Origin of the sequence: Aeromicrobium sp. UC242_57 (assembly GCF_044452305.1) — a bacterium.
In the GTDB taxonomy this organism is placed as follows: domain Bacteria; phylum Actinomycetota; class Actinomycetes; order Propionibacteriales; family Nocardioidaceae; genus Aeromicrobium.
In genome coordinates this window covers 987780-1010595 of the sequence record NZ_JBIOAM010000003.1, presented here as the reverse complement: position 1 = coordinate 1010595, position 22816 = coordinate 987780, and the positions used below count along the sequence as shown (strand labels likewise).

The 22816-nt window shown below is 66.8% G+C and carries 28 protein-coding genes and 5 pseudogenes; 4 read left to right on the top strand and 29 right to left on the bottom strand.

Translation table 11 applies throughout. The features are described from left to right. Positions 1-26 precede the first annotated feature (26 nt). The 11 genes and pseudogenes from ACHMWU_RS16445 to rplS all read right to left on the bottom strand — a co-directional run. Positions 27-209: pseudogene (locus ACHMWU_RS16445) on the bottom strand (DNA-protecting protein DprA); the annotation flags it as partial. After that, positions 206-403 carry a hypothetical protein gene (locus ACHMWU_RS16440; RefSeq protein WP_396045223.1) on the bottom strand — a complete coding sequence of 66 codons (198 nt, stop codon included), beginning with the start codon at positions 401-403 and terminating at the stop codon, positions 206-208. The gene ACHMWU_RS16440 and the pseudogene ACHMWU_RS16445, both read right to left, overlap by 4 nt. Then, complete coding sequence (locus tag ACHMWU_RS16435) at positions 400-750, bottom strand: hypothetical protein (protein WP_396045221.1); 351 nt, start codon at positions 748-750, stop codon at positions 400-402. Before ACHMWU_RS16435 ends, ACHMWU_RS16440 begins: the two co-directional genes overlap by 4 nt. Next, the gene (locus ACHMWU_RS16430; protein ID WP_396045219.1) at positions 747-1517 is read right to left on the bottom strand and encodes an ATP-binding protein; all 771 of its coding nucleotides are present in this window, start codon (positions 1515-1517) and stop codon (positions 747-749) included. Before ACHMWU_RS16430 ends, ACHMWU_RS16435 begins: the two co-directional genes overlap by 4 nt. Further along, positions 1478-1978, bottom strand: coding sequence for a magnesium chelatase domain-containing protein (locus tag ACHMWU_RS16425; RefSeq protein ID WP_396045217.1), 501 nt, complete (start codon positions 1976-1978; stop codon positions 1478-1480). The genes ACHMWU_RS16430 and ACHMWU_RS16425 overlap by 40 nt, the downstream gene beginning before the upstream one ends. Continuing rightward, positions 1978-2340 (bottom strand): YraN family protein, encoded by a 363-nt coding sequence (locus ACHMWU_RS16420; RefSeq protein WP_396045215.1) that lies wholly within the window; start codon positions 2338-2340, stop codon positions 1978-1980. Before ACHMWU_RS16420 ends, ACHMWU_RS16425 begins: the two co-directional genes overlap by 1 nt. 71 nt (positions 2341-2411) lie before the next feature. After that, a complete protein-coding gene (locus tag ACHMWU_RS16415) occupies positions 2412-2753 on the bottom strand; it encodes a DUF2469 domain-containing protein (protein ID WP_396045213.1) in 342 nt (113 codons plus the stop codon). Positions 2754-2762: 9 nt separating this feature from the next. Continuing rightward, a complete protein-coding gene (locus ACHMWU_RS16410; RefSeq protein WP_396045211.1) occupies positions 2763-3302 on the bottom strand; it encodes a ribonuclease HII in 540 nt (179 codons plus the stop codon). Positions 3303-3472: 170 nt separating this feature from the next. Then, a complete protein-coding gene (locus ACHMWU_RS16405) occupies positions 3473-3715 on the bottom strand; it encodes a S26 family signal peptidase (RefSeq protein ID WP_396046838.1) in 243 nt (80 codons plus the stop codon). Continuing rightward, the gene (gene lepB, locus ACHMWU_RS16400) at positions 3639-4130 is read right to left on the bottom strand and encodes a signal peptidase I (protein ID WP_396045209.1); all 492 of its coding nucleotides are present in this window, start codon (positions 4128-4130) and stop codon (positions 3639-3641) included. Before lepB ends, ACHMWU_RS16405 begins: the two co-directional genes overlap by 77 nt. Positions 4131-4250: 120 nt before the next feature. Continuing rightward, entirely contained in the window at positions 4251-4601 is a 351-nt protein-coding gene (gene rplS / locus ACHMWU_RS16395) for a 50S ribosomal protein L19 (protein ID WP_396045207.1), read from the bottom strand. A 225-nt stretch (positions 4602-4826) separates the two neighbouring features. Here rplS and ACHMWU_RS16390 point away from each other — a divergent pair. Next, a pseudogene (locus ACHMWU_RS16390) lies at positions 4827-5618 on the top strand (acyl-CoA thioesterase domain-containing protein); the annotation flags it as partial. Between the two features lie 111 nt (positions 5619-5729). Here the strand turns inward: ACHMWU_RS16390 and ACHMWU_RS16385 are convergent. The 6 genes and pseudogenes from ACHMWU_RS16385 to ACHMWU_RS16360 form a co-directional block, all read right to left on the bottom strand. Then, complete coding sequence (locus ACHMWU_RS16385) at positions 5730-6950, bottom strand: ammonium transporter (protein WP_396046836.1); 1221 nt, start codon at positions 6948-6950, stop codon at positions 5730-5732. Between the two features lie 154 nt (positions 6951-7104). Continuing rightward, on the bottom strand, positions 7105-7785 hold the full coding sequence (gene trmD / locus ACHMWU_RS16380) for a tRNA (guanosine(37)-N1)-methyltransferase TrmD (protein ID WP_396045205.1): 681 nt from the start codon (positions 7783-7785) through the stop codon (positions 7105-7107). A gap of 1 nt (position 7786) precedes the next feature. Then, positions 7787-8320 carry a ribosome maturation factor RimM gene (rimM, locus tag ACHMWU_RS16375; RefSeq protein WP_396045203.1) on the bottom strand — a complete coding sequence of 178 codons (534 nt, stop codon included), beginning with the start codon at positions 8318-8320 and terminating at the stop codon, positions 7787-7789. A gap of 2 nt (positions 8321-8322) precedes the next feature. Then, positions 8323-8574 (bottom strand): RNA-binding protein, encoded by a 252-nt coding sequence (locus ACHMWU_RS16370; protein ID WP_396045201.1) that lies wholly within the window; start codon positions 8572-8574, stop codon positions 8323-8325. Between the two features lie 2 nt (positions 8575-8576). Then, positions 8577-9061: pseudogene (gene rpsP, locus ACHMWU_RS16365) on the bottom strand (30S ribosomal protein S16). Between the two features lie 184 nt (positions 9062-9245). Then, positions 9246-9497, bottom strand: a complete 252-nt coding sequence (locus ACHMWU_RS16360) for a hypothetical protein (protein WP_396045199.1) — start codon at positions 9495-9497, stop codon at positions 9246-9248. A gap of 236 nt (positions 9498-9733) precedes the next feature. Between ACHMWU_RS16360 and ACHMWU_RS16355 the strand changes: the two genes are divergently transcribed. Further along, positions 9734-10075, top strand: coding sequence for a zinc ribbon domain-containing protein YjdM (locus ACHMWU_RS16355; protein ID WP_396045197.1), 342 nt, complete (start codon positions 9734-9736; stop codon positions 10073-10075). Between the two features lie 11 nt (positions 10076-10086). On the opposite strand, the gene ACHMWU_RS16350 is transcribed toward ACHMWU_RS16355, so the two are convergent. Continuing rightward, positions 10087-10956, bottom strand: coding sequence for a sterol desaturase family protein (locus ACHMWU_RS16350; protein ID WP_396045195.1), 870 nt, complete (start codon positions 10954-10956; stop codon positions 10087-10089). Between the two features lie 47 nt (positions 10957-11003). Between ACHMWU_RS16350 and ACHMWU_RS16345 the strand changes: the two genes are divergently transcribed. Both ACHMWU_RS16345 and ACHMWU_RS16340 read left to right on the top strand, forming a co-directional pair. Continuing rightward, positions 11004-11222, top strand: coding sequence for a hypothetical protein (locus ACHMWU_RS16345; RefSeq protein ID WP_396045193.1), 219 nt, complete (start codon positions 11004-11006; stop codon positions 11220-11222). Continuing rightward, positions 11131-11358: an arsenate reductase family protein gene (locus tag ACHMWU_RS16340; protein ID WP_396046834.1), complete on the top strand. Its 228-nt coding sequence runs from the start codon at positions 11131-11133 to the stop codon at positions 11356-11358. Before ACHMWU_RS16345 ends, ACHMWU_RS16340 begins: the two co-directional genes overlap by 92 nt. A gap of 84 nt (positions 11359-11442) precedes the next feature. On the opposite strand, the gene ACHMWU_RS16335 is transcribed toward ACHMWU_RS16340, so the two are convergent. The 11 genes and pseudogenes from ACHMWU_RS16335 to ACHMWU_RS16285 form a co-directional block, all read right to left on the bottom strand. Continuing rightward, positions 11443-11865, bottom strand: coding sequence for a hypothetical protein (locus tag ACHMWU_RS16335; protein ID WP_396045191.1), 423 nt, complete (start codon positions 11863-11865; stop codon positions 11443-11445). A 378-nt stretch (positions 11866-12243) separates the two neighbouring features. Next, a complete protein-coding gene (locus ACHMWU_RS16330) occupies positions 12244-14052 on the bottom strand; it encodes an ABC transporter ATP-binding protein (RefSeq protein WP_396045189.1) in 1809 nt (602 codons plus the stop codon). Beyond that, a pseudogene (locus ACHMWU_RS16325) lies at positions 14049-15784 on the bottom strand (ABC transporter ATP-binding protein). Before ACHMWU_RS16325 ends, ACHMWU_RS16330 begins: the two are co-directional and overlap by 4 nt. 45 nt (positions 15785-15829) lie before the next feature. Then, positions 15830-17211: pseudogene (locus ACHMWU_RS16320) on the bottom strand (gluconate:H+ symporter). After that, positions 17208-17735 carry a gluconokinase gene (locus ACHMWU_RS16315; protein WP_396046832.1) on the bottom strand — a complete coding sequence of 176 codons (528 nt, stop codon included), beginning with the start codon at positions 17733-17735 and terminating at the stop codon, positions 17208-17210. The pseudogene ACHMWU_RS16320 and the gene ACHMWU_RS16315 overlap by 4 nt, the downstream one beginning before the upstream one ends. 186 nt (positions 17736-17921) lie before the next feature. Continuing rightward, positions 17922-19460, bottom strand: a complete 1539-nt coding sequence (ffh, locus tag ACHMWU_RS16310) for a signal recognition particle protein (protein WP_396045187.1) — start codon at positions 19458-19460, stop codon at positions 17922-17924. Positions 19461-19544: 84 nt separating this feature from the next. Beyond that, positions 19545-20789 carry an HD domain-containing protein gene (locus ACHMWU_RS16305; RefSeq protein WP_396045185.1) on the bottom strand — a complete coding sequence of 415 codons (1245 nt, stop codon included), beginning with the start codon at positions 20787-20789 and terminating at the stop codon, positions 19545-19547. Next, positions 20786-21823 (bottom strand): nucleotidyltransferase domain-containing protein, encoded by a 1038-nt coding sequence (locus ACHMWU_RS16300; RefSeq protein WP_396045183.1) that lies wholly within the window; start codon positions 21821-21823, stop codon positions 20786-20788. The genes ACHMWU_RS16305 and ACHMWU_RS16300 overlap by 4 nt, the downstream gene beginning before the upstream one ends. A gap of 4 nt (positions 21824-21827) precedes the next feature. Beyond that, positions 21828-22166 (bottom strand): P-II family nitrogen regulator, encoded by a 339-nt coding sequence (locus ACHMWU_RS16295; RefSeq protein ID WP_396045181.1) that lies wholly within the window; start codon positions 22164-22166, stop codon positions 21828-21830. 2 nt (positions 22167-22168) lie between these two features. Continuing rightward, a complete protein-coding gene (locus ACHMWU_RS16290; RefSeq protein WP_396046830.1) occupies positions 22169-22531 on the bottom strand; it encodes a hypothetical protein in 363 nt (120 codons plus the stop codon). Continuing rightward, the gene (locus ACHMWU_RS16285; RefSeq protein ID WP_396046828.1) at positions 22432-22812 is read right to left on the bottom strand and encodes a hypothetical protein; all 381 of its coding nucleotides are present in this window, start codon (positions 22810-22812) and stop codon (positions 22432-22434) included. Before ACHMWU_RS16285 ends, ACHMWU_RS16290 begins: the two co-directional genes overlap by 100 nt. Positions 22813-22816: the final 4 nt, after the last annotated feature.

Below are 22816 nucleotides of genomic sequence, written 5' to 3'. Positions count from 1 at the left end.
CCGTAGGTCGTGCAGTCACGTGCGCCCACGACAGCAACCGCCTGCCGGCACAGCTCGGCAAGGTTGGCCCCACCCCGCACCCACAGGCCCACCGGCGCTCCTGTAGACGCCTGTAGCGGCGAGACGTGGTCGAGGTCGTCGAGCTGGGCTGGCCAGTCACGATCGCCCGGGCAGATCCACCGCAGCCCTGATCGCTCGGCCCGGCTCAATGTTCGGTCGACGAGATCGTCGAGATCCTCGCCCGCTCGGTCCAGGCGTCAGGCATCAGGACGTCTGGCACCCTCGGTCCGCCGCGGATCGCTGCGACGATGCGGTCAGGCTCGTGGACCAGCAGCAGGTCACGGAGTCTCGGGTCACCCGGCTGGACCAGCAGGCTCAGCGCCAGGCGCGACTCACGGCTCATCGCGGCTGCACCAGGTCGCGCAGCTGTCCCCCGAGCGCGGTGCCCCGTCGCAGCGACAGGGCGGCTTCCACGTCGTCGGCATCGGGCACGTCGTGACCGTTGAGGTCGGCCACGCTCCACGCGAGTCGCAGGATCCGGTCAGCCGAGCGGGGGTTGAGCTTGTTGCTGCGCAGCTGCTGGTCGACTAGCACCCGCCCCTTCTCAGTGACGGGCCACAGCTTGCGCAGGTCAGTGCCCGGGACGTCGCTGTTGACCCGCCATCGTGTGCCGGCGAACCGGCGGTGCTGCCGCTCACGGGCATCCAGCACCAGGGAGGCGAGCTCAACCGACGAACGCGCTCCGGTCATCGCCGTGACCAGCCAGGCCGGGACAACGCCGACAACGAGCGATGGATGTCGATGCGATCACGGATCGGTCCGGAGAGCCGATCTGCGTACCGACGACGCATCAGCGGTGTGCAGCGGCACTGATCGGCGACTGCCGAGCTCAGACCGCACGGGCAGGGATTCGCAGCGAGCACCAGCTGGAACCTGGCCGGGTAGGCCGCCGTCATCGCTGCTCGCGAGACGATGACGACTCCGCTCTCCAGCGGCTGACGCAGTGCCTCGAGCACGTTCGACGCGAACTCCGGAGCCTCGTCGAGGAAGAGCACCCCGTGGTGGGCGAGGCTCAGCGCGCCAGGCTTGATGGCCCGGCTGCCGCCGCCGACGATCGAGACCGCGCTGGCTGTGTGGTGCGGGTCGAGGAAGGGCGGTCTCACCAGCAGGGGCGTGTCACTGGGCAGCATACCCGCGACCGAGTGGACGGCGCTGACCGACAACGACTGGTCGTGGCTCAGATCGGGCAGCAACCCCGGAAGTCGTTGCGCCAGCATCGTCTTGCCGATTCCGGGAGGCCCCGTCATCAGCAGGTGGTGACCGCCAGCTGCGGCGACGAGCAGAGCCAGTCGCGAGTCTTCCTGGCCAGCGATGTCGGCCAGGTCGAGATGGGCCACCCGATCGGCCGACGTCCACGAGATGCTTGCGACGTCGTCGAGGGGCCGGACGGGCGGGTCGTCCGGCTCGGGCGTGCCCGTCAGCAGCGCCACGGTCTGCCGCAGCGAGCGCACGCCCACGACGTCGATCCCCGTGACGACTCGGCCTCGGGAACGTTGACCTCTGGGACGAAGACCCGGTCGAAACCGGCCTCTGCCGCAGCGAGCGTCGCCGGCAGCACGCCACGGATCGCCCGCAGCCGACCGTCGAGCGCCAGCTCACCCAGGAACACGGTGTCGACGAGCCGCTCGGTCGGCACGAGGTTCTTGGCCGCGAACACGGCCAACGCAATGGCCAGGTCGTAGTGCGACCCGGTCTTCGGCAGGGTCGACGGCGCCAGGTTGATCGTGACCCGCTGATCGGGCCAGGTCGTGCCGGAGTTGGACACCGCGGCACGGCACCGGTCGCGAGCCTCGTTGACCATCGTGTCGGCCAGGCCGACCAGCACGGTCACCGGCAGTCCCCCGCCGATGTCGGCCTCGACCTCGATGGGACGTCCGCTGAGCCCGTCGAGGGTCACCGAGTGCGTTGCGGCCGCCATCACGCGACTCCGGTGATGCGCTCGACGACGGGCCCGCCTCGTGGCGGCACCACGACCGAGACGACGTCGATCCGCACGCTGGGCGGCGAGATGTCGTGGACCTGCAGCCATTGCATCGCGAGACGGCGCAGCCGTGCGGCCTTCTGTCCTGTGATGGCTTCGAACGGGCCACCGTGCCCGTGGGACGTGCGCGTCTTGACCTCGCAGATCACCAAGGTCGCGCCGTCGCGCGCGACGATGTCGATCTCGCCGAACTGACAGGTCCAGTTGGTCGCCAGCACGACCATGCCGATCCCGCGGAGGTGATCGGCCGCTACTCGTTCGCCGTAGGTGCCGACGGCCTTGTTGCGTTGATAAGACATGCCTCGAGCCTGGTCGGCTAGGGCACGGCACACCACGGGTCGTTCACGGCCTGTGGATTCCCGGCGACGCGTCAGAGGCTGTGGACAGCCTGGACGTCACTGCTAGTCGGTGCCCGGCAGCTGAAGTCGGAACCTTGCAGCTCCTCGACGTTGACGTCCTTGAACGTCAGCACCTTGACGTTCTTGGCGAAGCGGGCCGGACGATAGATGTCCCAGACCCACGCATCGTTCATCGACACCTCGAAGTACGCGTCACCGGTCTCGGAGCGCACCTTCACGTCGACTGCATTGCACAGGTAGAAGCGACGGTCGGTCTCGACGACGTACTTGAAGATCGACACGACGTCGCGGTACTCGCGGTAGAGCGCGAGCTCCATCTCCGACTGGTAGCGCTCCAGATCCTCAGAACTCATGGCGCAAGGCTACAGACACGGTTCGGCATGTCCAGCGTGGACCAGTTCGGCGCGCTCGGGAAGTCGCCAGCTGCGGCGGTGGTGATCGCACGGGCCGTGCTCGCGCAGTGCCTCGAGGTGCTTGGTGCTGGCATAGCCCTTGTTCTCGTCCCAGCCGTACTGCGGGTGCTGCTCGGCGAGCTCGAGCATCATGGTGTCGCGCGCTGTCTTGGCCAGGATGCTGGCGGCCGCGACGGCGGCACACCGCAGATCGGCCTTGACCATCGTCACGACCGGCGGGACGTTCACCAGCACGCGTGGCGGTTCTACCAACGAGGTCTGGGCCGGGAAGCTGAGATAGTCGTGATTTCCGTCGAGCAGCACCGTGTCGGGCACGATGTCGAGGGAGCTCAAGGCTCGATGGGCGGCCAGACGCAGCGCGGCGATGATGCCGTACTCGTCGATCTCGGCCGGGGACGAGTGACCGACACCCCAGGCCGCAGCCCAGCCTTGGATCCGAGGCACCAGGGCATGACGTGCCGGGGCCGACAGCAGCTTGCTGTCCCGCACTCCGACCGGTGCCGGGCGGCTGTCGGGCGGTCACCACGACCATGGCGGCCGTCGCAGGTCCGCTGAGGGCGCCACGGCCCACCTCGTCGCATCCGGCCAGCGCCGTCAGACCCGAGCGCAGCATGCGCCGCTCGATCCGCAGGCTCGGTGCAGCTGGACTCATGGAGCGATCACTTGTCGTTGAGGACTTCAAACGTCGACGGCTTGTGGATGAAACCAGCGCGGCCCAACGGCCACACCCGGAGCCAGGCCTTGCCCACGACGTTGTCGACCGACACCTGGCCGCCGCCCGGATCGCCCTGGTGCGCGCGGGAGTCCGACGAGTTGCCGCGGTTGTCACCCATGACCCACAGGTAGCCGTCGCGGACCTTGACCTCGAATGTCTGGTCCTTCGTCGCTGCCTGGTCCTGCAGGTACGGCTCGTCGCTTGACGCCGTTGACCGTCAGCTTGCCGTCGGTGCAGCACTTGACCGTGTCGCCCTCGACGCCGATGACGCGCTTGATCAGGTGACCACCAGTCGGGAACAGGCCGACCTTCTCCAGGCCCTTCTGGATGAAGTTGCTGGCCTGGCGGGAGTCACCCTCGCCCAGCCACCCTCCTGGATCGTCGAACACGACGATGTCGCCGCGCTTGGGCTCGCCGCCCCAGTAGGAGACCTTCTGCACCAGGATCTTGTCGTCGACGAGCATCGTCGGCTCCATCGACTCCGACGGGATGTAGAACGCCTGGAGGAAGAAGGTCTTGACGACCACCGCCATCACCATGGCAGTGGCGACCAGAAGGATCGACTCCTGCCACACAGGTAGCTGCCGCTTCTTGTCAGTCACGCGGAGAGCCTAGCCGCTCATCACAAGATCGTGTGCCGCACCGTGCCGACAAGTTGCCGGAGACGACAACGCGCCCCAGATGCCAGGCATCGGGGGCGCGTCGGCCGTGAAGTCGACGACTCAGATGTCGCGCTTCTCCTTGATCTTGGCTGCCTTGCCGCGCAGGTTGCGCAGGTAGTACAGCTTGGCGCGACGCACGTCACCGCGGGTCACGACGTCGATGTGGTCGATGACCGGCGTGTGCAGCGGGAACGTACGCTCCACGCCAACACCGAAGCTGACCTTGCGGACCGTGAAGGTACGGCCGACGCCCGAGCCCTGGATCTTGATGCAGACGCCCTTGAAGACCTGGATACGCGAGCGGCTGCCCTCGATGACCTTGACGTGCACGTCGAGCGTGTCGCCCGCGCGGAACGTCGGCAGGTCAGTGCGCAGCGAATCTGCGGCGATCTGATCGATGATGTTGGTCATAGCTGTACTCCTCGCCGGTGCCACAGGTCACCCAACGGATGGGGGTGTGAATAAAAGTCGTTGCGGCGATCGACGACGGCTCCCCTGTGGCAGATCCGTCCTACGCCAAGGGTCAATATTGCCATACCGGCCCCCGCACCATGAAATCGCTCCCCTTCGTCACGCGTGAGGCCGCGACGCCTAGGGTTTCTTCTGCTCGTCCCCCAGGAGAGAAGAGCTGATCTGATGGCCCGCACTCGCAGCGAACCGCTCATCTTGGACGCCGCCACGTCGACGATCGGCGTACACCTCGGCCACGATTCTGCTGACCGTCCCGTCCTTCGGCAGGAGATCGGTCCGTGGCTTCACGATCGCCAGGGACGCACGACGTTGGCTTCGGTGGGCGTGCTGGCCGACCTCGTTCTCGGCCTCGGTTCGCTACCGCCGAACAGCACGGCGGTGCTCGCCTCGATCACCGTCTCGATAGTGGGTGATCTGCCTGCCACCGGCATCGTGGCGGGATTCAACGAGCACCACGATCACGATGAGAACACCGCAACGTCCCTGCTCGGCGGGCAGCTCGTCGACGAGTACGACAATCCCCTGATTCGAGTGCGGGGCCGGGCCGCCATCGTCGATCGGCCACGGACGGCCCCTGCCATGGCGGTGTCCGATGCCATCGACCTACGCGTTCGACGAGGAGCGACCGCCGCCCTTGGCCCCTATTCCGAGCACATCGGTCTGGCCCTGAGTGACGCAACCCCCGAGACCGCGCTCGGAACCTGGGCCCCTCCGGCGTGGACCGCCAACGCCGTGGGTGGCGTTCAGGGCGGAGTCGTCCTCGGCGCACTGTCGACGGCAGCTGAACTGGCCAGCGGACCGCTGGCCCAACCGGGTCAGCTACCGCGCCTGGCCGAGATCTCGATCGACTACTTCCGGCCACCTCAACCCTCTTCAGGCGTCCTGACCTGGCGCACGACGACCGTCCGCAAGAGCCGACGATTCGCGAACATCGATGTGGTGCTGACTGACGCCTCGTCCAAGGTCATGGCTCAATCGCGAGGCACCGTCCTGTTTCCCCATCCTCTGAACGCAGCAACGCGCTCGCCAGGCGTGCTGGCGAGCGCGTTGGACTGTGGTTGCAGTAGATCAGTCGAGTGCGTAGCCCTCCGAGCCGTGGAGCACCGGATCGATACCGGCGACCTCTTCCTCGGCGGTGACCCGGAAGCCGAGCGTCGCGTCGATGGCCTTGGCCAGGACGAAGGCCACGACGAACGAGAAGACCATGACGACGGCGACCGGGACGATCTGCGTCAGCAGCTGGTCGAGGTTTCCGCCCACGAACAGACCCGTGTCGGTGGCGAAGAAGCCCAGGTACAGGCAGCCGAGCAGACCGGCGACCAGGTGCAGACCGACCACGTCGAGCGAGTCGTCGAAGCCGAGCTTGTACTTCAGCTCGATGGCGTAGGCGCAGATCACGCCAGCCAGCAGACCGAGCACGATGGACCAGCCGGGCGTCAGGTTGGCGCACGCCGGGGTGATGGCGACGAGACCGGCGACTGCACCGGAGGCGGCACCGACTGCGGTGGCCTTGCCCTCCTTGAGGTGCTCCATGACCAGGAAGCCGATGATGCCAGCGGCCGGCGCGGCGATCGTGTTGAGGAAGATCAGCGATCCCGTGCCGTTGTCGGCTGCTGCACCGGCGTTGAAGCCGAACCAGCCGAACCACAGGATCGCAGCACCGATGAGCACCAGCGGGACGTTGTGCGGGCGGCTCAGCTCCTTGCTGAAGTTCGCGCGCTTGCCCAGCACGAGGGCGAGAGCCAGGGCGGCAGCACCGGCGCTGATGTGGACGACAGTTCCGCCGGCCCAGTCGATCACCGCGGTGTCGCCGAAGCCGAACTTGCCGATCCAGCCGGTCAGGTTGCCGTCACCGTCGAGGCCCCAGACCCAGCCCTGCGAGGGGAAGTAGACGATCGTGGCCCAGAGGCCGGCGAACACCATCCACGGGAAGAAGCGGGCGCGGTCGGCGACAGCACCCGAGATGAGAGCGGTCGTGATGACGGCGAAGGTCGAGCCGAACGCGACGCCGGCGAGGGCCTCAGGGTTGTTGGCCGCCATGTCCGACAGACCGAAGTCCGAGAACGGGTTCGCCAGGACGCCGTCGATGAGGTCGTCGCCGTTCGAGCCCATGTTGAATCCGTACAGGATCCACAGGGTGAACACGAGGCCCATCGCGCCGAAGCTCAGCATCATCATCGAGACGACGCTCTTGGCCTTGACCAAGCCGCCGTAGAAGAACGCCAGACCTGGAGTCATGAACAAGACAAGCGCTGCGCACAGCAGTAGCCAGATAGTTCCCGGTTCCATCATTACCTCTTCACATATGGAGATTCAGGTGTCACCGCAGCGCCTTTGCTGCAAGCAACTGAATCTTCGCGGAGGTACGTTTTCACAGCCTTGCCCGCAGATTGCGGCAAGGTTACGGCGTGTGCCCGGAAGTTAACTTCGCGTGTCGGCCCGCTCAGCCGAGCAGGTCGGGGCGACGAGCCCGAGTGCGGTCGAGCGCCTGCTCGCGCCGCCAGGCCGCGATCGCGGCGTGATTTCCTGAGCGCAGGATCTCGGGGACGTCGCGTCCACGCCAGGTTGCGGGCTTGGTGTAGACCGGGTACTCCAGCAGCCCGTCGTCACCGTGCGACTCTTCGACCAACGAGTCGGGGTTGCCCATGAACCCGGGGATCAGCCGCACGATCGCCTCGATCATCGCGAGCGCCGCGACCTCTCCCCCGTTGAGCACGAAGTCTCCGAGCGACAGCTCTTCGACCCGCCACCGCGAGCCGGCCTCGTCGATGACGCGCTGGTCGATGCCTTCGTACCGCCCGCACGTGAACAGCAGATGCGTCTCACCGCTGAGCCGTTCGGCGATCCGCTGGTTGAACGGGGTGCCTGACGGCGTCGGCACGACGATGACGGTCTCGGCGGACGTCAGCGTGTCGAGCGCCTGCCCCCATGGCTCGGCCTTCATGACCATGCCGGCGCCGCCGCCGTACGGGGTGTCGTCGACGCTGCGGTGCTTGTCTGTCGTGAAGTCGCGCAGGTCGTGAGCGGCGATCTCGAGCAGGCCGGACGACTGCGCCTTGCCGGCCAGCGACAGCTGCAGTGCGTCGAGGTAGGCCGGGAAGATCGAGACGACGTCGATCCTCACGTCAGTCGTCCACGAGGTCGGCGGCGGCGTTCTCGGCCTCCGACGGATCCAGCAGCCCTGGCACGTCGGCGATGGTCACGAAGCCGCCCGGGACGTCGACGACCGGAACCAGCTCGGTCACGAACGGGATGAACACTTCGCGTCCGTCGACGTCGACGGTCAACGTGTCCTGGTAGGGCAGGTGCACCAGGCCGGTCACCGTGCCGACGACCGTGTCGCCACTGCGGACCTGGAGGCCGACCAGCTGGTGGTCGTAGAACTCGTCAGGATCTTCGGGGGCGTCGTGCGGGTCGACGACCGCCTCGAGGATCGTGCCGTGCAGCAGTTCTGCCGCGTTGCGGTCGGGGATCTCCTTGAAGGAGACGACCAGACGACCGCCATGATGACGGGACTTCGCAACGGTCAACGTGCGAGTCCCACACACGACAGACGAGCCCGGGGCGAAACGCCGCTCGGGCTCGTCTGTGCGAATGTCAACGTTCAGCTCACCGCGAATGCCATGAGCTCGGCCGATACGGCCGATGACGACGTGCATCGTCAGTTGCGGCGATCGACGTCCACGAAGTCGATACGCGCGCCGCCACGTCCCGCGATCGCGCCAGCGACCTTGCGGATGGCGGTCGCGGTACGACCTTGACGGCCGATGACCTTGCCGAGATCTTCGGGATTGACCCGGACCTCGAACAGGTCGCCCCCACGCGTCTGCTTGGCGCGGACGTTGACATCGTCAGGATTGTCGACGATGCCGGAGACGAGATGTTCGATGACCTCGATGAGGGGGGCGGCCATGATCAGGCCTTCGCCTCTTCAGACGGTGCAGCGTCAGCGGCAGGCTCTTCAGCCTTGGCCTCGTCGGCGGGAGCCTCTTCTGCCTTGGCTTCGTCGGCCTTGGGCTCTTCAGCCTTCTCGGCCTTCTTGTCAGCCTTCTTGGTGACGGCTGCAGCCTTGGGCTCGGCGTGGAGGTCCTTCAGTGCTTCCTGGAAGATGTCTTCCTTCGAGCGCTTCTCCTCGGCGAACTTGAGGGTGTTCTTGCCACCGATGTCACCGGTGGCTTCAGCAGGGCGGCGACGGCCTCGGTCGGCTGCGCGCCGACTCCGAGCCAGTACTGCGCGCGCTCTCCGTCGACCTTGATGATCGACGGCTCAGCCTTGGGGTTGTACGTGCCGATCTCTTCGATGACGCGGCCATCGCGCTTGGTGCGCGAGTCGGCGACGACGATGCGGTAGAACGGGGTACGGATCTTGCCCATGCGCTTCAGGCGAATCTTGACTGCCACGAGTGTGGTGTCTCCTCAGATGTATGTGTGTGGTTGACCTGCCGGTATCGCGTGGGGACACGACCGACGAAATCTGTGAGCCGGGGGTCATGGGGGTGAGAGGGTCCCCACGTCAACCGGACGCAAGTGCCTATTCTGCCAGAACCACCGCGCAGGCTCCAATTCGGTCCCTGCCCTGGAGTGTTCAGCCCGCAGATCCGGCGATGTTGACCATCCAGCCCACTCCGAAGCGGTCGGTCAGCATGCCGAAGGTGTCGCCCCACGGCGCCTGCTCGAGAGGCACGCCGATCGTCGCGCCCTCGGCCAGCCCGTCCCAGTAGCCGCGCAGCTCAGCCTCGTCGTCGCCGCTGAGCGAGACGGTGATCGACTGCCCCTCGTTGAGCTCCATGGCAACGGGGATGTCGGCGCCCATCAGCGTGAACCCGGCGGGGGTCACGCTGTGAGTGCATGATGTTGTCGTTCTCGGACGGATCAGTCGCTGCCTGGAACTCGGCAAAGGTGTTGGACGTCAGGTCACCGCCGAAGACCGACTGGTAGAACTGCATCGCCTCACGCGCCTGGTTGCGAAAGGAGATGTACGGGTTGAGTGTCGATGCCATGTCCGCTCCTCGAATAGGTCGTTCTCGCATTGTCGACCCCGAGGACGACATTTCCAACAGATAGCCTGTGCCGGTGAATCTTCCCGCCTGCCCGTCCTGCTCCAGCGCCTACACCTACGAGATGGGCGCGCTCCTGGTGTGCCCCGAGTGCGCACACGAATGGTCCGCCGAGCAGGTCGACGACGAGGCCGCAGAGCCGGTCGTCACCGACGCCTTCGGCACTCCCCTGACTGACGGGGACACGGTGACCGTGATCAAGGACCTCAAGGTCAAGGGGCAGTCGCAGTCGATCAAGGTCGGCACCAAGGTGCGAGGCATCCGGCTGATCGACGGCGTCGGCGATCACGACATCGACTGCAAGGTGCCCGGGTTCGGCCCGATGCAGCTGAAGTCGAGCGTCGTCAAGAAGGCCTGACCTCGGCGTCGTCACGGTGCCGAGGCGCCCACCCCGGCGGCCCGAAGACATAGCCGAGCTTGTCCCTGACACTGGTCGCCCGGCTGGCGTCCTGCCAGATCTTGACGTACTCGCCGTACTGCAACGAGAAGACGTTGTAGGTCTCGACCGGATAGGTCAGCCCGTACGTCGGACGGTGCAGCTCGGCCTGGAAGCTGCCGAACATCCCGGTCCCACACGATCAGCATCCCGCCGTAGTTCCGGTCGAGGTAGATCGGATCGGAGCCGTGGTGCACCCGGTGGTGCGATGGCGTGTTGAAGACGTACTCCCACCAGCGCGGGAACCTGCCGATGCGCTCGGTGTGCAGGTGGAACTGCCAGATCAGGTTGATCGAGAAGACGAAGTAGATCATCCACGGCGGGACGCCCAGCAAGGGCAGAGGCAGCCAGATCAGCACCTCGAACCATTGATTCCACTTCTGGCGCAGTGCCGCTGAGAAGTTGAAGTAGATGCTCGAGTGATGTGCTTGGTGTCCGGCCCAGCCGAGCCTGACCCGGTGGGCGAAGCGGTGATAGAGGTACCAGAGCAGGTCGACGCCGATCAGTACCCCGATCCACGTCCACGGGCTGCTGGCCGACAGGTGCCAGGGCGCCAGGTGCACGTAGATGACGGTGTACAGCAGGAAGGCGGCCGTGCGGAACACTGCGGAGAACACCAACGAGATCGCGAACATCGTCAGGCTGGCGCGGGTGTCGACCGCGAGGTAGCCCATGCCGGTACGGGGGCGATCTTCGCGCTCCTCGCGTCGCACCATCGCCATCTCGATGACCATGAACAGCAGGAAGAACGGGATCGCAGCGCCGGCTGGATCCTGCAAGGTGTGCGAAAAGGCCTCCCACATCCGGACATCGTTGCACGACGGAAGGGCGCCAGTCCTACGATCAGGACATGTCTGATGTGACCGTGCTGCACAACTCCGCCTGCTCGACCTCCCGCCACGCGATCGACGAGGTCGCGGCTGCGGGCGTTGACGCCGAGGTCGTCCAGTACCTCAAGAAGCCGTTGACCCGGGACGCTGCTGGCGCTGATCGCCAAGCTGGAGGACCCGGCTGCCGATCTCGTCCGCAAGGACGGCTTCTTCAAGGGGCTCGACCTCGACGCTGCTGACTACACCTCCCCTGAGGCGGTGGCCGATCTGCTCGTCGAGCATCCACGACTGATGCAGCGTCCCGTGCTCGTACGAGGCGAACGGGCGATCATCGGTCGGCCGAAGGACCGGGTCGCACCCTTCCTCGCAGGCTGAACGCGCCTCACAGGCCGTCGGGGACCAAGGAATCTGGTTCTGTCCGCGATATCGCGGACAGAACCAGATTCTTGTGTCTCCCGGTCAGAGCTGGGCGGCGACGTTCCAGAAGTCGGTGTCGGGCTTGTTGACCAGCCGATAGTCGAAGAACGAGCCGTCGGTGAACGTGATCCGTGCGACCGGGACCCCGCCCTGCGCCTTGGTACCCGTGTCGACGAAGGACGCAACATCCTTGCGGGCAACAGTCACGACGTGCTCGGCCGGCAGCTGCGTACCGGTGTAGCCGAAGTCCCACAGCGAGATGGCCGCCTCGCTGATCACGAGCACCCGAAGATCAGACTCGCGGGGCAGGCCCTGGGCGATGGATCCCTCGTCACCGCCGACGTGCCGCGAGCCCGAGACGGCATTGGACGCCGCATCGACGGCCTTGCTGAGCAGCTTGTTCGCGCCCGACCCCGATGCTCCGCCGCGCTCGTAGGCGCTGGGAATCACCTGGCAGTGGGTCACGTAGCGATCGCCATCTGGCAGCACCTGGTTGAGCCAGCTGCGTAGTCGGGCGCTGCGGGGGTCAGCTTCGAGACGAGCTTGTCCATGAATCCCATGTGGTCTCCTGCGGGTGAGATGAATGTGGCATCAGCCTAGTGCGGCGCCCGACAGCAAAGAGACTCCCTGTCACCTCGGCCCTCAGGCGGGACGTAGAAATCTGGTTCTGTCCCCGATATCGCGGACAAAAGCAGATTTCTACGTCCCCCGGAGGTGGTCTCGGGGTGTGGGCGCTTCAGGCCGTCGGAGCGGCGAACTGCGCTGAGTAGAGACGTTCGTACGCTCCGCCAGCCGCGCGCAAGGAGTCGTGCGTGCCCTGCTCGACGATGTGACCGTCCTCCATCACGACGATGTGGTCGGCATCGCGGATCGTCGACAGCCGGTGCGCGATGACGAAGGACGTGCGTCCGGCGCGCAGCTGCTCCATGGCCCCTTGGACCAAGGACTCGGTGCGGGTGTCGACCGGCTCGTCGCCTCGTCGAGCACCAAGATCGAGGGATCGGCCAGGAACGCCCGCGCGATCGTCAACAGCTGGCGCTGACCGGCACTGACGTTGGTGCCCTCGTCCTCGATCACGGTGTCGTAGCCATCGGGCAGCGTCCGGACGAAGTGGTCGACGAACGCCGCCTCAGAGGCCGCGATGATCTGCTCCTCGGTCGCGTCATCGGCGCCGTAGGCGATGTTCTCGCGGATCGTCCCGTGGAACAGCCAGGTGTCTTGCAGGACGACGCCGAAGTTGCGGCGCAGCGGTCCCCGGTCCATGTGCGCGATGTCGACACCATCGAGCGTGATCCGCCCAGACTGCACGTCGTAGAAGCGCAGGACCAAGTTGGTCAACGTCGTCTTGCCGGCCCCCGTCGGTCCGACGATCGCGACGGTCTGGCCTGGTTCGGCCACCAGGTCGAGATGTTCGATGAGCGGCTCATCGGTCTTGTACGAGAACGACACGTCTTCGAACACGACCCGTCCGCGCACCGGATCGGGGAATGGGGCGTCGGCCCGGCCCGGGCTCTCCTCGTCCTCGTCGAGCAGGCCGAACACGCGCTCGGCGGAGGCGACACCGGACTGCAGCACCTGGATCATCGCGGCGAGCTGGGTCAGCGGCTGGGTGAACTGGCGGGAGTACTGGATGAACGCCTGCACGTCACCGATGCTCAGTGAGCCGGACGCGACCCGCAGACCGCCGATCACGGCGACCAACACGTAGTTGATGTTGCTGACGAACATCATGACCGGCTGGATGATGCCCGAGATGAACTGAGCCTTGAACGAGGCGTTGAACACCGCGTCGTTGCGCTGGTCGAACTCCTCGCGCGCCTCGGCCTGACGTCCGTAGACCTTGACGACCTCGTGGCCGGTGAACACCTCTTCGATGTGGCCGTTGAGCCGCCCGGTGCTGGCCCACTGCTTGACGAACTCTGGCTGCGACCGCTTCGTCACGGCCTTCGTGATCATCAGGGCCAGCGGGATCGTGACGAGCGCGACCAACGCCAGCAGCGGTGAGATCACGACCATCATGACGAGCGTGCCGATCACCATCAGCAGCGAGGTCAGCAGCTGGCTCATGGTCTGCTGGAACGACTGCGCGATGTTGTCGATGTCGTTGGTCGTGCGCGACAGCACCTCGCCGCGCTCGGTACGGTCGAAGTACGACAGTGGCAGCCGGTTGATCTTGGCCTCGACGTCATCGCGCAGGTCTGCCACGGTGTGCTGGACCACGACCGTCGCCAGTCGGCCCTGGAACCACTGCAGCAGTGACGCCAGGACGTAGAGCACCAGCACTCCGCCGAGCACCCACGAGAGGCTCTCGAAGTCGATGCCCGATCCGGGTTGCAGGTCGACCGACGACACCAGGGACGCGAGCTTGTCGTCGCCGTCTGCCCGCAGCTGCGCAACGACCTCGGCCTTGGTCGCGCCGTCAGGAAACTGGTCGGACAGGAAGCCGGTGAAGACGATGTCGGTGGCGTGGCCGAGCACCTTGGGACCGATGACCGACAGCGTCGTGGCGATGACGCCGAATGCCACGACTCCCCACACGAGCATCCGGTCGCGCAGCAGCCGTTCGGCCATGCGCCGCAGGCTGCCCTTGAAGTCCTTCGCCCGTGCCGGAGGCATCCCCATGCCGGCCATCGCCGGTCCGCGTCCGCTCATGCCGATGCCTCCTCGAGGGTCAGCTGGGACAGGACGATCTGGCGGTAGACCTCGCAGGTCTCCATCAGCTCCGCGTGCGTGCCGGTGCCGACGACACGTCCTTCGTCGAGCACCACGATGCGGTCGGCGCCGCGGATCGTGGAGACCCGTTGGGCCACGATGACGACTGCGGCATCTGCCGTCACGGGACGCAGTGCAGCCCGCAACGCAGCATCGGTGCCGTAGTCGAGCGCCGAGAACGAGTCGTCGAACAGGTAGATCGGCGGCCGCTTGATGATCGCGCGAGCGATCGCCAGCCGCTGACGCTGACCACCAGAGACATTGGTGCCGCCTTGGGCGATCGGCGCGTTGAGCTGTTCGGGCATGCGTTCAACGAAGTCTCTGGCCTGGGCGATCTCGAGCGCTGCCCAGACCTCGTCGTCGGTCGCGTCGGGGCGACCGTAACGCAAGTTGGAGCCGACCGTGCCGGAGAACAGGAACGGCCGCTGAGGCACCAGCCCGATCGCAGCCCACACGTCTTCGGGCGGACCGATCGGACGTCGTGACCGTCGATCTCGACCGAGCCGTCGGTGACGTCGAACAGCCGCGGGATGAGCCCGAGCAGGGTCGACTTGCCGCTGCCGGTCGAACCGATGATGGCGGTCGTCTCGCCGGGCCGGGCGATCAGGTCGATCGAGTGCAGGACGTCGTGCTCGGCGCCGGGGAAGGCGAAGGATGCGCCACGGACGTCGATCACGCCGCGCTGCACCGTGACCGGCACCGCGTCATCGGGGGCCTGGACGCTCGGTGTGGTCTCGAGGACCTCGGTGATGCGCTCGGCCGACACCTCGGCGCGCGGCCAGAGCATCAGCATGAACGTGGCCATCATGACCGACATCAAGATCTGGATCAGGTAGTTCTGGAACGCTGTCAGGGTGCCGACGTCGAGGTCGCCGCTGCTGATGCGGAATCCGCCGAACCAGGTGGCGAGCACGACCGAGACGTTCATGATCAGCATGACGATCGGGAACATCATCGCCATGAGCCGGCCGACCGCGATCGCGACGTCCATGTTGGCCCGGTTGGCGTCACCGAAACGTTCGGCTTCGTGATCTTCTTTGACGAAGGCGCGAATGACTCGGATGCCCATGATCTGCTCGCGCATCACGCCGTTGATGCCGTCGATGCGCACCTGCATCAGACGGAACAGCGGCCGCATCTGACGGATCACGAGCCCGATGCTGATGACGAGCGCCGGGATCACGAGCAGCAGCAGCGCCGACAGCTCGATGTCTTGGCGCAGGGCCATGACGATGCCGCCGAAGCACATGATGGGCGCCGTGACGAGCAGGGTCAACGCCATGAAGACGATGAGCTGGACCTGCTGGACGTCATTGGTCGATCGGGTGATCAGGGTCGGCGCGCCCAGCTGGGCCATCTCGCGCGCAGCAAAGGTCTCGACCTTGCCGAAGACACCGGCACGCAGGTCGCGGCCCAGCGCCATCGCGGTGCGGGCGCCGAAGTAGACCGCAACGATCGTGCACACGACTTGCAGGACCGTGATGGCCAGCATGATCATGCCGGTACGGATGATGAAGCCCGTGTCGCCCACGACGACGCCCTTGTCGATGATGTCGGCGTTGAGACCTGGCAGGTAGAGATTGGCCAGGGTCTGGACCAGCTGGAACAACAGGACGATTGCGATGGGCCGCTTGTAGGGCGCGAGGTAGGTCCTCAGCAGCGGAAGCAGCATGGGTTCAGGCTACTCAGCCTGTCTGACAGATGTGCACCAGACTGGTCAGATCACGAGGTTGAGCGCCAGCACGACGACCAGGCCGCTGACCGAGAGGATCGTCTCCATGATCGACCAGCTCTTGATCGTCTGCCCGACCGAGAGCCCGAAGTACTCCTTGACGAGCCAGAATCCCGCGTCGTTGACGTGCGAGAAGAACACCGATCCGGCACCGATGGCGAGCACCAGCAACGAGACCTCGGTGCTGCCGAGATCGGCCGCGATGGGCACCATGATGCCGGCTGCCGTGATCGTGGCGACGGTGGCCGAACCGGTGGCGACGCGGATCACGACCGCCACGAGCCAGGCGATCAGCAGCACCGACACCCCGCTGTCCTGGACGAAGTCGGCCACGACCTGGGCGATTCCGGTGTCGACGAGCGTCTGCTTGAACCCGCCACCGGCGCCGACGATCAGGATGATCCCGGCGATCGGCGGCAGGGCGCTGCTCAGCACGTCGGAGACGTCGTCCTTCGACATGCCGGTGCCGATCCCGAAGGTGAATATCGCGACCAGCACGGCGATCAGGAGCGCGACGAACGGCTCACCGATGAAGTCGAGGACCTTGCGCGTCATGGTGCCGTCGTCGACCAGGATGTCGCCGAGTGCCTTGCCCATCATCAGCACGACGGGCAGCAGGACGGTCGCCAGCGTGATGGAGAAGCTGGGACGGCGCTCACGCTTCTCGGTGGAGGCGTCGAACAGGTCGCCAGCCGGGACGGGCACCCACTTGTCGGCGAACTTGGCGAACACCGGACCAGCCACGATGATCGTCGGGATGGCCACGATGACACCGAGGCCGAGCGTGAGGCCCAGGTTGGCGTCGACGAGGTCGATCGCGGCGAGCGGTCCGGGGTGCGGCGGCACGAAGCCGTGCATCGCGGACAGTCCGGCGAGCGCCGGGATCCCCAACGAGATGATCGAGCGTTCGGCGCGCTTGGCGACCAGGAAGATGACCGGCATCAGCAGCACCAGGCCGATCTCGAAGAACATCGGCAGGCCGATGATCGCGCCGATCGCAGCCATCGACCAGGGCAGCATGCGAGGGCTCGACCGGCCGACGATCGTGTCGACGATCTGGTCGGCTCCCCCGGAGTCGGCCAACAAGCTTGCCGAACATCGCACCGAGGGCGATCAGGACGCCAACTCCTGACACGGTGCTGCCGACGCCGGCACTAAAGCCTGCCGACGACGTCGAGCATCTCTCGGCCCGCTATCGCACCGACCGACAGGGAACCGAGGATCAGGGCCAGGAACGGGTGCAGCTTGAAGTAGGTGATCGCGATGACCAGCACCGCGATGCCGATGAGCGCGGCGGTGACCAGCTGACCTGTCCCGGCGACGGCCTTGACCGGCTCCGGGGTGGCGTTGACCAGGGCGTCGATCATGCGTGTCCTCCAAGAGAGAGCTCGTACTGTCCGAGAAAGTCGTCGACGATCTCCGCGGGGCTCGGCGTGATGTCGAACGCCCAGCCCTGCTCGTCGTCCTGCAGCGGCTCGAGCGTCTCCTCCTGCGACTGCAGCAGCGAGGACGGCATGAAGTGCTCGCGGTGGTCCATGCGCGACTTGATGGGCTCGTGGTCACCTGTGAGGTGCAGGAAGACCGTGCGAGGCGCCGCCTTGGTCAGCACGTCGCGGTAGGCGCGCTTGAGCGCGGAACAGCTGATGACTCCCCCGGTCGAGTCGTGATCGGCGAGCCAGGTGCCGATCTCGGCGAGCCAGGGCCATCGATCGTCATCGGTCAACGGCGTGCCCGCCGACATCTTGGCGATGTTGGCCTCGGAGTGGAAGTCGTCTCCATCGGCATAGTCGAGGTCGTAGCGGTCGGCGAGCCATGTCCCACGACCGACTTGCCGACTCCAGAAATTCCCATGACCACGACCAGCGGCGTTCCACTCATGCCAAGACTGTATGCCGAGTGACGCTCCCGCGCTCGCCGCCCACGCTGAGGAGGTGGTTACCGCCCTCCGGGGAGGCGGTTACCGCCCGCGCATCCCATGACATCACTACCTCGCGCCACAGCAGGGACACTTCCCGCGGCGCCACACCGGGGCGGCAACTACCTCCTCATGGGGCGGTAACTACCTCCTCATGGGGTGCTACATGAGGTCCTTGAGCTCCTCGGGCAGCTCGAAGTCTGCGGCACCGCCCTGGCCGGGGAACCCGAACGCGTTGGCAGCGTCGGCTGCCGGCGGTGTGGCAGTCGCCTCGGCGGCGCGCTTGGCCGGATTGCCCGAGACCCGCTTGCCCTTCTTCTTCTGCTGGGGCTTCTGCTTGGCTCCGGCGCGCTTGCCCGCACCAGGCAGCCCCGGCATGCCGGGCATCCCGGGCATGCCGCCGCCCTTCGCCATCTGCTGCATCATCTTGCGGGCCTCGAAGAACCGCTCGACGAGCTGGTTGACGTCCTTGACCTGGGTGCCGGAGCCCTTGGAGATGCGCAGGCGGCGCGAGCCGTCGATCATCTTGGGGTTGTCGCGCTCAGCCGGGGTCATCGACAAGATGATGGCCTTGATGCGGTCGACCTCGCGCTCGTCGAAGTTGGCGAGCTGCTCCTTCATGGCGCCCATGCCGGGCATCATGCCGATGAGCTTGGTCATCGAGCCCATCTTCGACAGGGCTTCCATCTGCTTGAGGAAGTCTTGCAGGGTGAACGAGCCACCCATGATCTTCTCGGCGTCCTTGGCGGCCTGGTCGGCGTCGAAGGCCTTCTCGGCCTGCTCGATCAGGGTCAGCATGTCGCCCATGTCGAGGATGCGGCCGGCCATGCGGTCGGGGTGGAACGCGTCGAAGTCGGTGAGCTTCTCACCCGTCGAGGCGAACATGATCGGACGGCCCGTGATCGAGCGGACCGACAGGGCCGCACCACCGCGGGCGTCGCCGTCGAGCTTGGTCAGGACGACGCCCGTGAAGTCGACGCCCTCGAGGAAGGCCTCGGCCGTGACGACGGCGTCTTGACCGATCATCGCGTCGATGACGAACAGGACCTCGTCGGGGTCGACGGCCGCACGCACGTCAGCGGCCTGCTGCATCAGCTCGGCGTCGATGCCCAGGCGTCCGGCGGTGTCGACGATCACGACGTCGTGCAGCGTGCGGCGCGCCTCGGCGACACCTGCGCGGGCGACCTCGACCGGGTCGCCTACGCCGTTGCCCGGCTCGGGGGCGAACACCGTGACGCCGGCCTGCTCGCCGACGACCTGCAGCTGGGTGACGGCGTTGGGACGCTGGAGGTCGCAGGCCACGAGCATCGGCGACTTGCCCTGCTCCTTGAGCCAGAGTCCGAGCTTTCCGGCGAGCGTCGTCTTGCCGGCGCCCTGGAGGCCGGCCAGCATGATGACGGTCGGCGGGTTCTTGGCGTACTGGATGCGACGGGTCTCACCACCGAGGATGCGGACCAGCTCGTCGTTGACGATCTTGATGACCTGTTGGGCGGGGTTGAGCGCCTGGCTCACCTCGGCGCCAGCAGCGCGTTCCTTGACGTTGGCGATGAACTCGCGGACGACGGGCACCGCCACGTCGGCGTCGAGCAGCGCAACGCGGATCTCACGAGCGACGGAGTCGATGTCGGCTTCGGACAGTCGCCCCTTGCCGCGCAGGTTCTTGAACGCTGACTGCAGGCGATCTTGCAGGGTGTCGAACATACGGCTGTCGTCATCCTCAGGCAGAAGGTTGGGTCAATCAACTCTATCCGAGGGGCTGAACCCCGACACCGGCATGGGGCAATGTCACGCGAGCGCGTCGGCCAGGGCGGTGCTCAGTGTCTCCGCCTCGGAACGCCCCAGGGCATGCCCGTCGCCGTCGACGACGTAGAACACGTCGCGCACCTCGTCGCCGTAGGTCGACATGTGCGCCGACCTGATCGAGTGGCCGAGGGCCGCGATCTGCTGGCACATCGTCCAGACCAGACCCCGACGGTCGTGCGCACGGACCTCCACGACGGTCGCCGTCTCGGAGACGTGCCCGAGCAGCCGGACCCGCGCGTCGGGCAGGTCGGGGATCGACGACAGCTCGAGACGTCCAGCAAGGTCGAGCTCGCCGGCCATCGCCGGGCGCAGTCGATCGCGGATCCGCGCCGGGTCGACCTCTGAGCGGGTGACCTCCCACAACGATGCAGCGACGTCGCCGAGCGTCACGGTGCGGGCCGAACGGATCTCGAGGCCAGCGAGCGCGAGGCCGCCGGCCAGGTCGGCCATGACGCCGGGCCGGTTGGCCGTCACGATCGTCAGCAGCGATCCGCCCCGGTGCGACTCGACGGTCAGGTCGAAGTCGGTGGGCCCGGTGGTGCCTCGGGCCGGGACGCGCACGTGCTCGGGCCAGCCTTCGTAGGTCTCGGCGTCCGGCGTCCGGACCGATTCGTCGAGGACCTCACGCACCTTGGCCACGAGCCCCTCGATCAGGCCCCGTCGCCACGCCGTCCACGCCGACGGTCCGGTCGACTGCGCATCCGACGCCGTCAGGGCGGCCAGCAGGTCGAGGAAGTCTTCGGTCTCGACGATCTCAGCGACGTTCGCCGCTGTCGACGGGTCCTCGATGTCACGGCGGGTCGCGATCGTCGGGAGCAGCAGGTGCCAGCGCACGAGCTTGCCGACGACTGCCGCGTCGGTGGCGTCGAACCCCCATCGTCGGGCGATGCGGACGGCCATGGGCTCGCCGACCTCGCTGTGCTCGCCGTCGACACCCTTGCCGATGTCGTGGAGCAGCGCTGCGACGGCGAGCAGGTCGGGTCGGGCGACGTCACGCTTGATCTTGGCCGCCTGGACGCACGTCTCCAGGCTGTGCCGGTCGACCGTGAAGCGGTGCACCGGTGACGATGAGCCACGCAACCGGATCGCCGACCACTCGGGCAGCAGCCGGTCGACGACGCCGGCGAAGTCGGAGCTCGTCCCAGACCGGGACCAGCCCCTGCCCCGCCGTGAGCAGCTCGACCAGGTGGCGCCGGGCCGTCGTCGGCCACGGGTCTGGCAGGTCACCCATGTTCTGGGCCAGCCGGGCAGCCGTGCCGGGGCTGATCGGCACCCCCTGGCGAGCAGCCGCGGCGGCCGCACGCAAGGCGAGCTCGGGATCGGCGGCCGGGTCGGCGTCCTTGGTCAAGATGACCTCGCCGTCCAGCACGCCCACACCCACGTCGAGCCGTTGGACGAGCGGACCGGTCGCCGTGATGGTCCGCTTGCGGCCGGGTGCGACGGCGTCGTCGATCCTTCGCCAGGCCAACGAGGCCAGGTGGGCGATCCGACGACCGAGCTGACGGGTGTGCAGGTCGAGCCTCTTCGGCGCCCAGGTCCATGAGCCGGGCGACCTCGGGGATCACGTCGGCGTCGAGCCGTTCGGCCCTGCGCCCGGCCACCTCGTGCAGGGCGTCCCGCACGTCGAGCAGCTCGCCGCGCAGCTGCTCGGACTCGTGATGGGGGACGTCGATCAGCCAGGTCGCGACGAGCGCCCGCAACGTGACGCTGTCGCGCAGGCCTCCCCCGGACTCCTTGAGGTCTGGGACGGCCGCGTGGGCGATCCAGCCAGCCCGCTCGATGCGGGCCAGCCGCGACTCGCGGACCTCTTCGACCCGCGCCCGCGCATCACGACGCCAGTCGGCGAGCACCTGCGAGCGAAGCGCCATGACCTGCCCGGCGTCACCGGCCACGGGACGCGCGTCGAGCATCCCCATCGCGGCCCGGTGGTCGGTGCGGGCCGTCTCGCGCATCTGCACCGTGTCTCGTACCGAGTGGTCGAGCGCCACTCCCCGATCCCACAACGGGTACCAGATCGCCTCGGCGACCTCACGGACTACGGACTCCTCGACCGACGGATCGTGCAGCAGGACGACGTCGAGGTCGCTGAACGGCGACAGCTCGGAGCGTCCGTAGCCGCCGACCGCGACGAGGGCCAGACCTGATCCCTCACGGGGATCGTCCGAGTCGTGGGGCGTTGCGGCAGCGAAGAGCTGGCGCAGCAGCCGATCGGCCTCGAGGGCTCGATCCTTGCGGCGCTGCGCCAGCTCTTGACTGATCACTGCGTCAGAGTGCTGCTTCGTCGGTCTCGCCGGTACGGACGCGCACGACCGAGTCGACAGGGACGACCCACACCTTGCCGTCACCGATCTTGCCGGTCTGCGCGGCGCTCGTGATCGTCGCGACGACGGTCTCGACGTCAGCGTCGTCGACCACGACCTCGAGGCGGATCTTGGGCACGAGCGAGACGTCGTACTCGGCACCGCGGTAGACCTCGGTGTGGCCCTTCTGCTGGCCGTAGCCGCTGGCCTCGGTCACCGTCATGCCGGCCACGCCTGCGGCAGCGAGCGCCTCTCGCACTTCTTCCCACTTGTGCGGCTTGATGACTGCTGTCACGAGTTTCATGCTCAGAGCTCCTTCAGGAAGTGGGATCCGCCGGCGCTGCTGCCGACGTAGTCGTACGCGGTCTCGAGGTGCTCGACCTGGTCGATGCCGGTCACTTCGTCCTCCTCGCTGATGCGGAAGCCGATCGTGACGTCGATCAACTTACCGATGACGTAGGTGAGGACGAACGAGTAGGCCAGGACGGCGGCTGCGGCGACGAACTGCTTGACGAGCAGGTCGAGGTTGCCGCCGTAGAACAGCCCGTCGCCGACGGCGAGGAAGCCGATCAGCAGGGTTCCGACGAGTCCGCCGACGAGGTGGACGCCGACGACGTCGAGCGAGTCGTCGTAGCCGGCTCGTACTTGAGGCCGACAGCCAGGGCGCACAGGGCACCGGCGACCAGGCCCAGACCGATCGAGCCGACCGGCGACAGGGCTCCTGCTGCCGGGGTGATCGCGACGAGACCGGCGATCGCGCCGGAGGCGGCGCCAAGGCTGGTGCCCTTCTTCTCGCGGACGAACTCGACCGCGATCCAGCCGATGATCGCTGCAGCGGTCGCAGCCGCGGTGTTGACCAGCGCCAGGCCAGCGATGCCGTTCGCGCCCACAGCCGAGCCGCCGTTGAAGCCGATCCAGCCGAACCACAGCAGTCCCGCGCCGAGCAGCACGAAC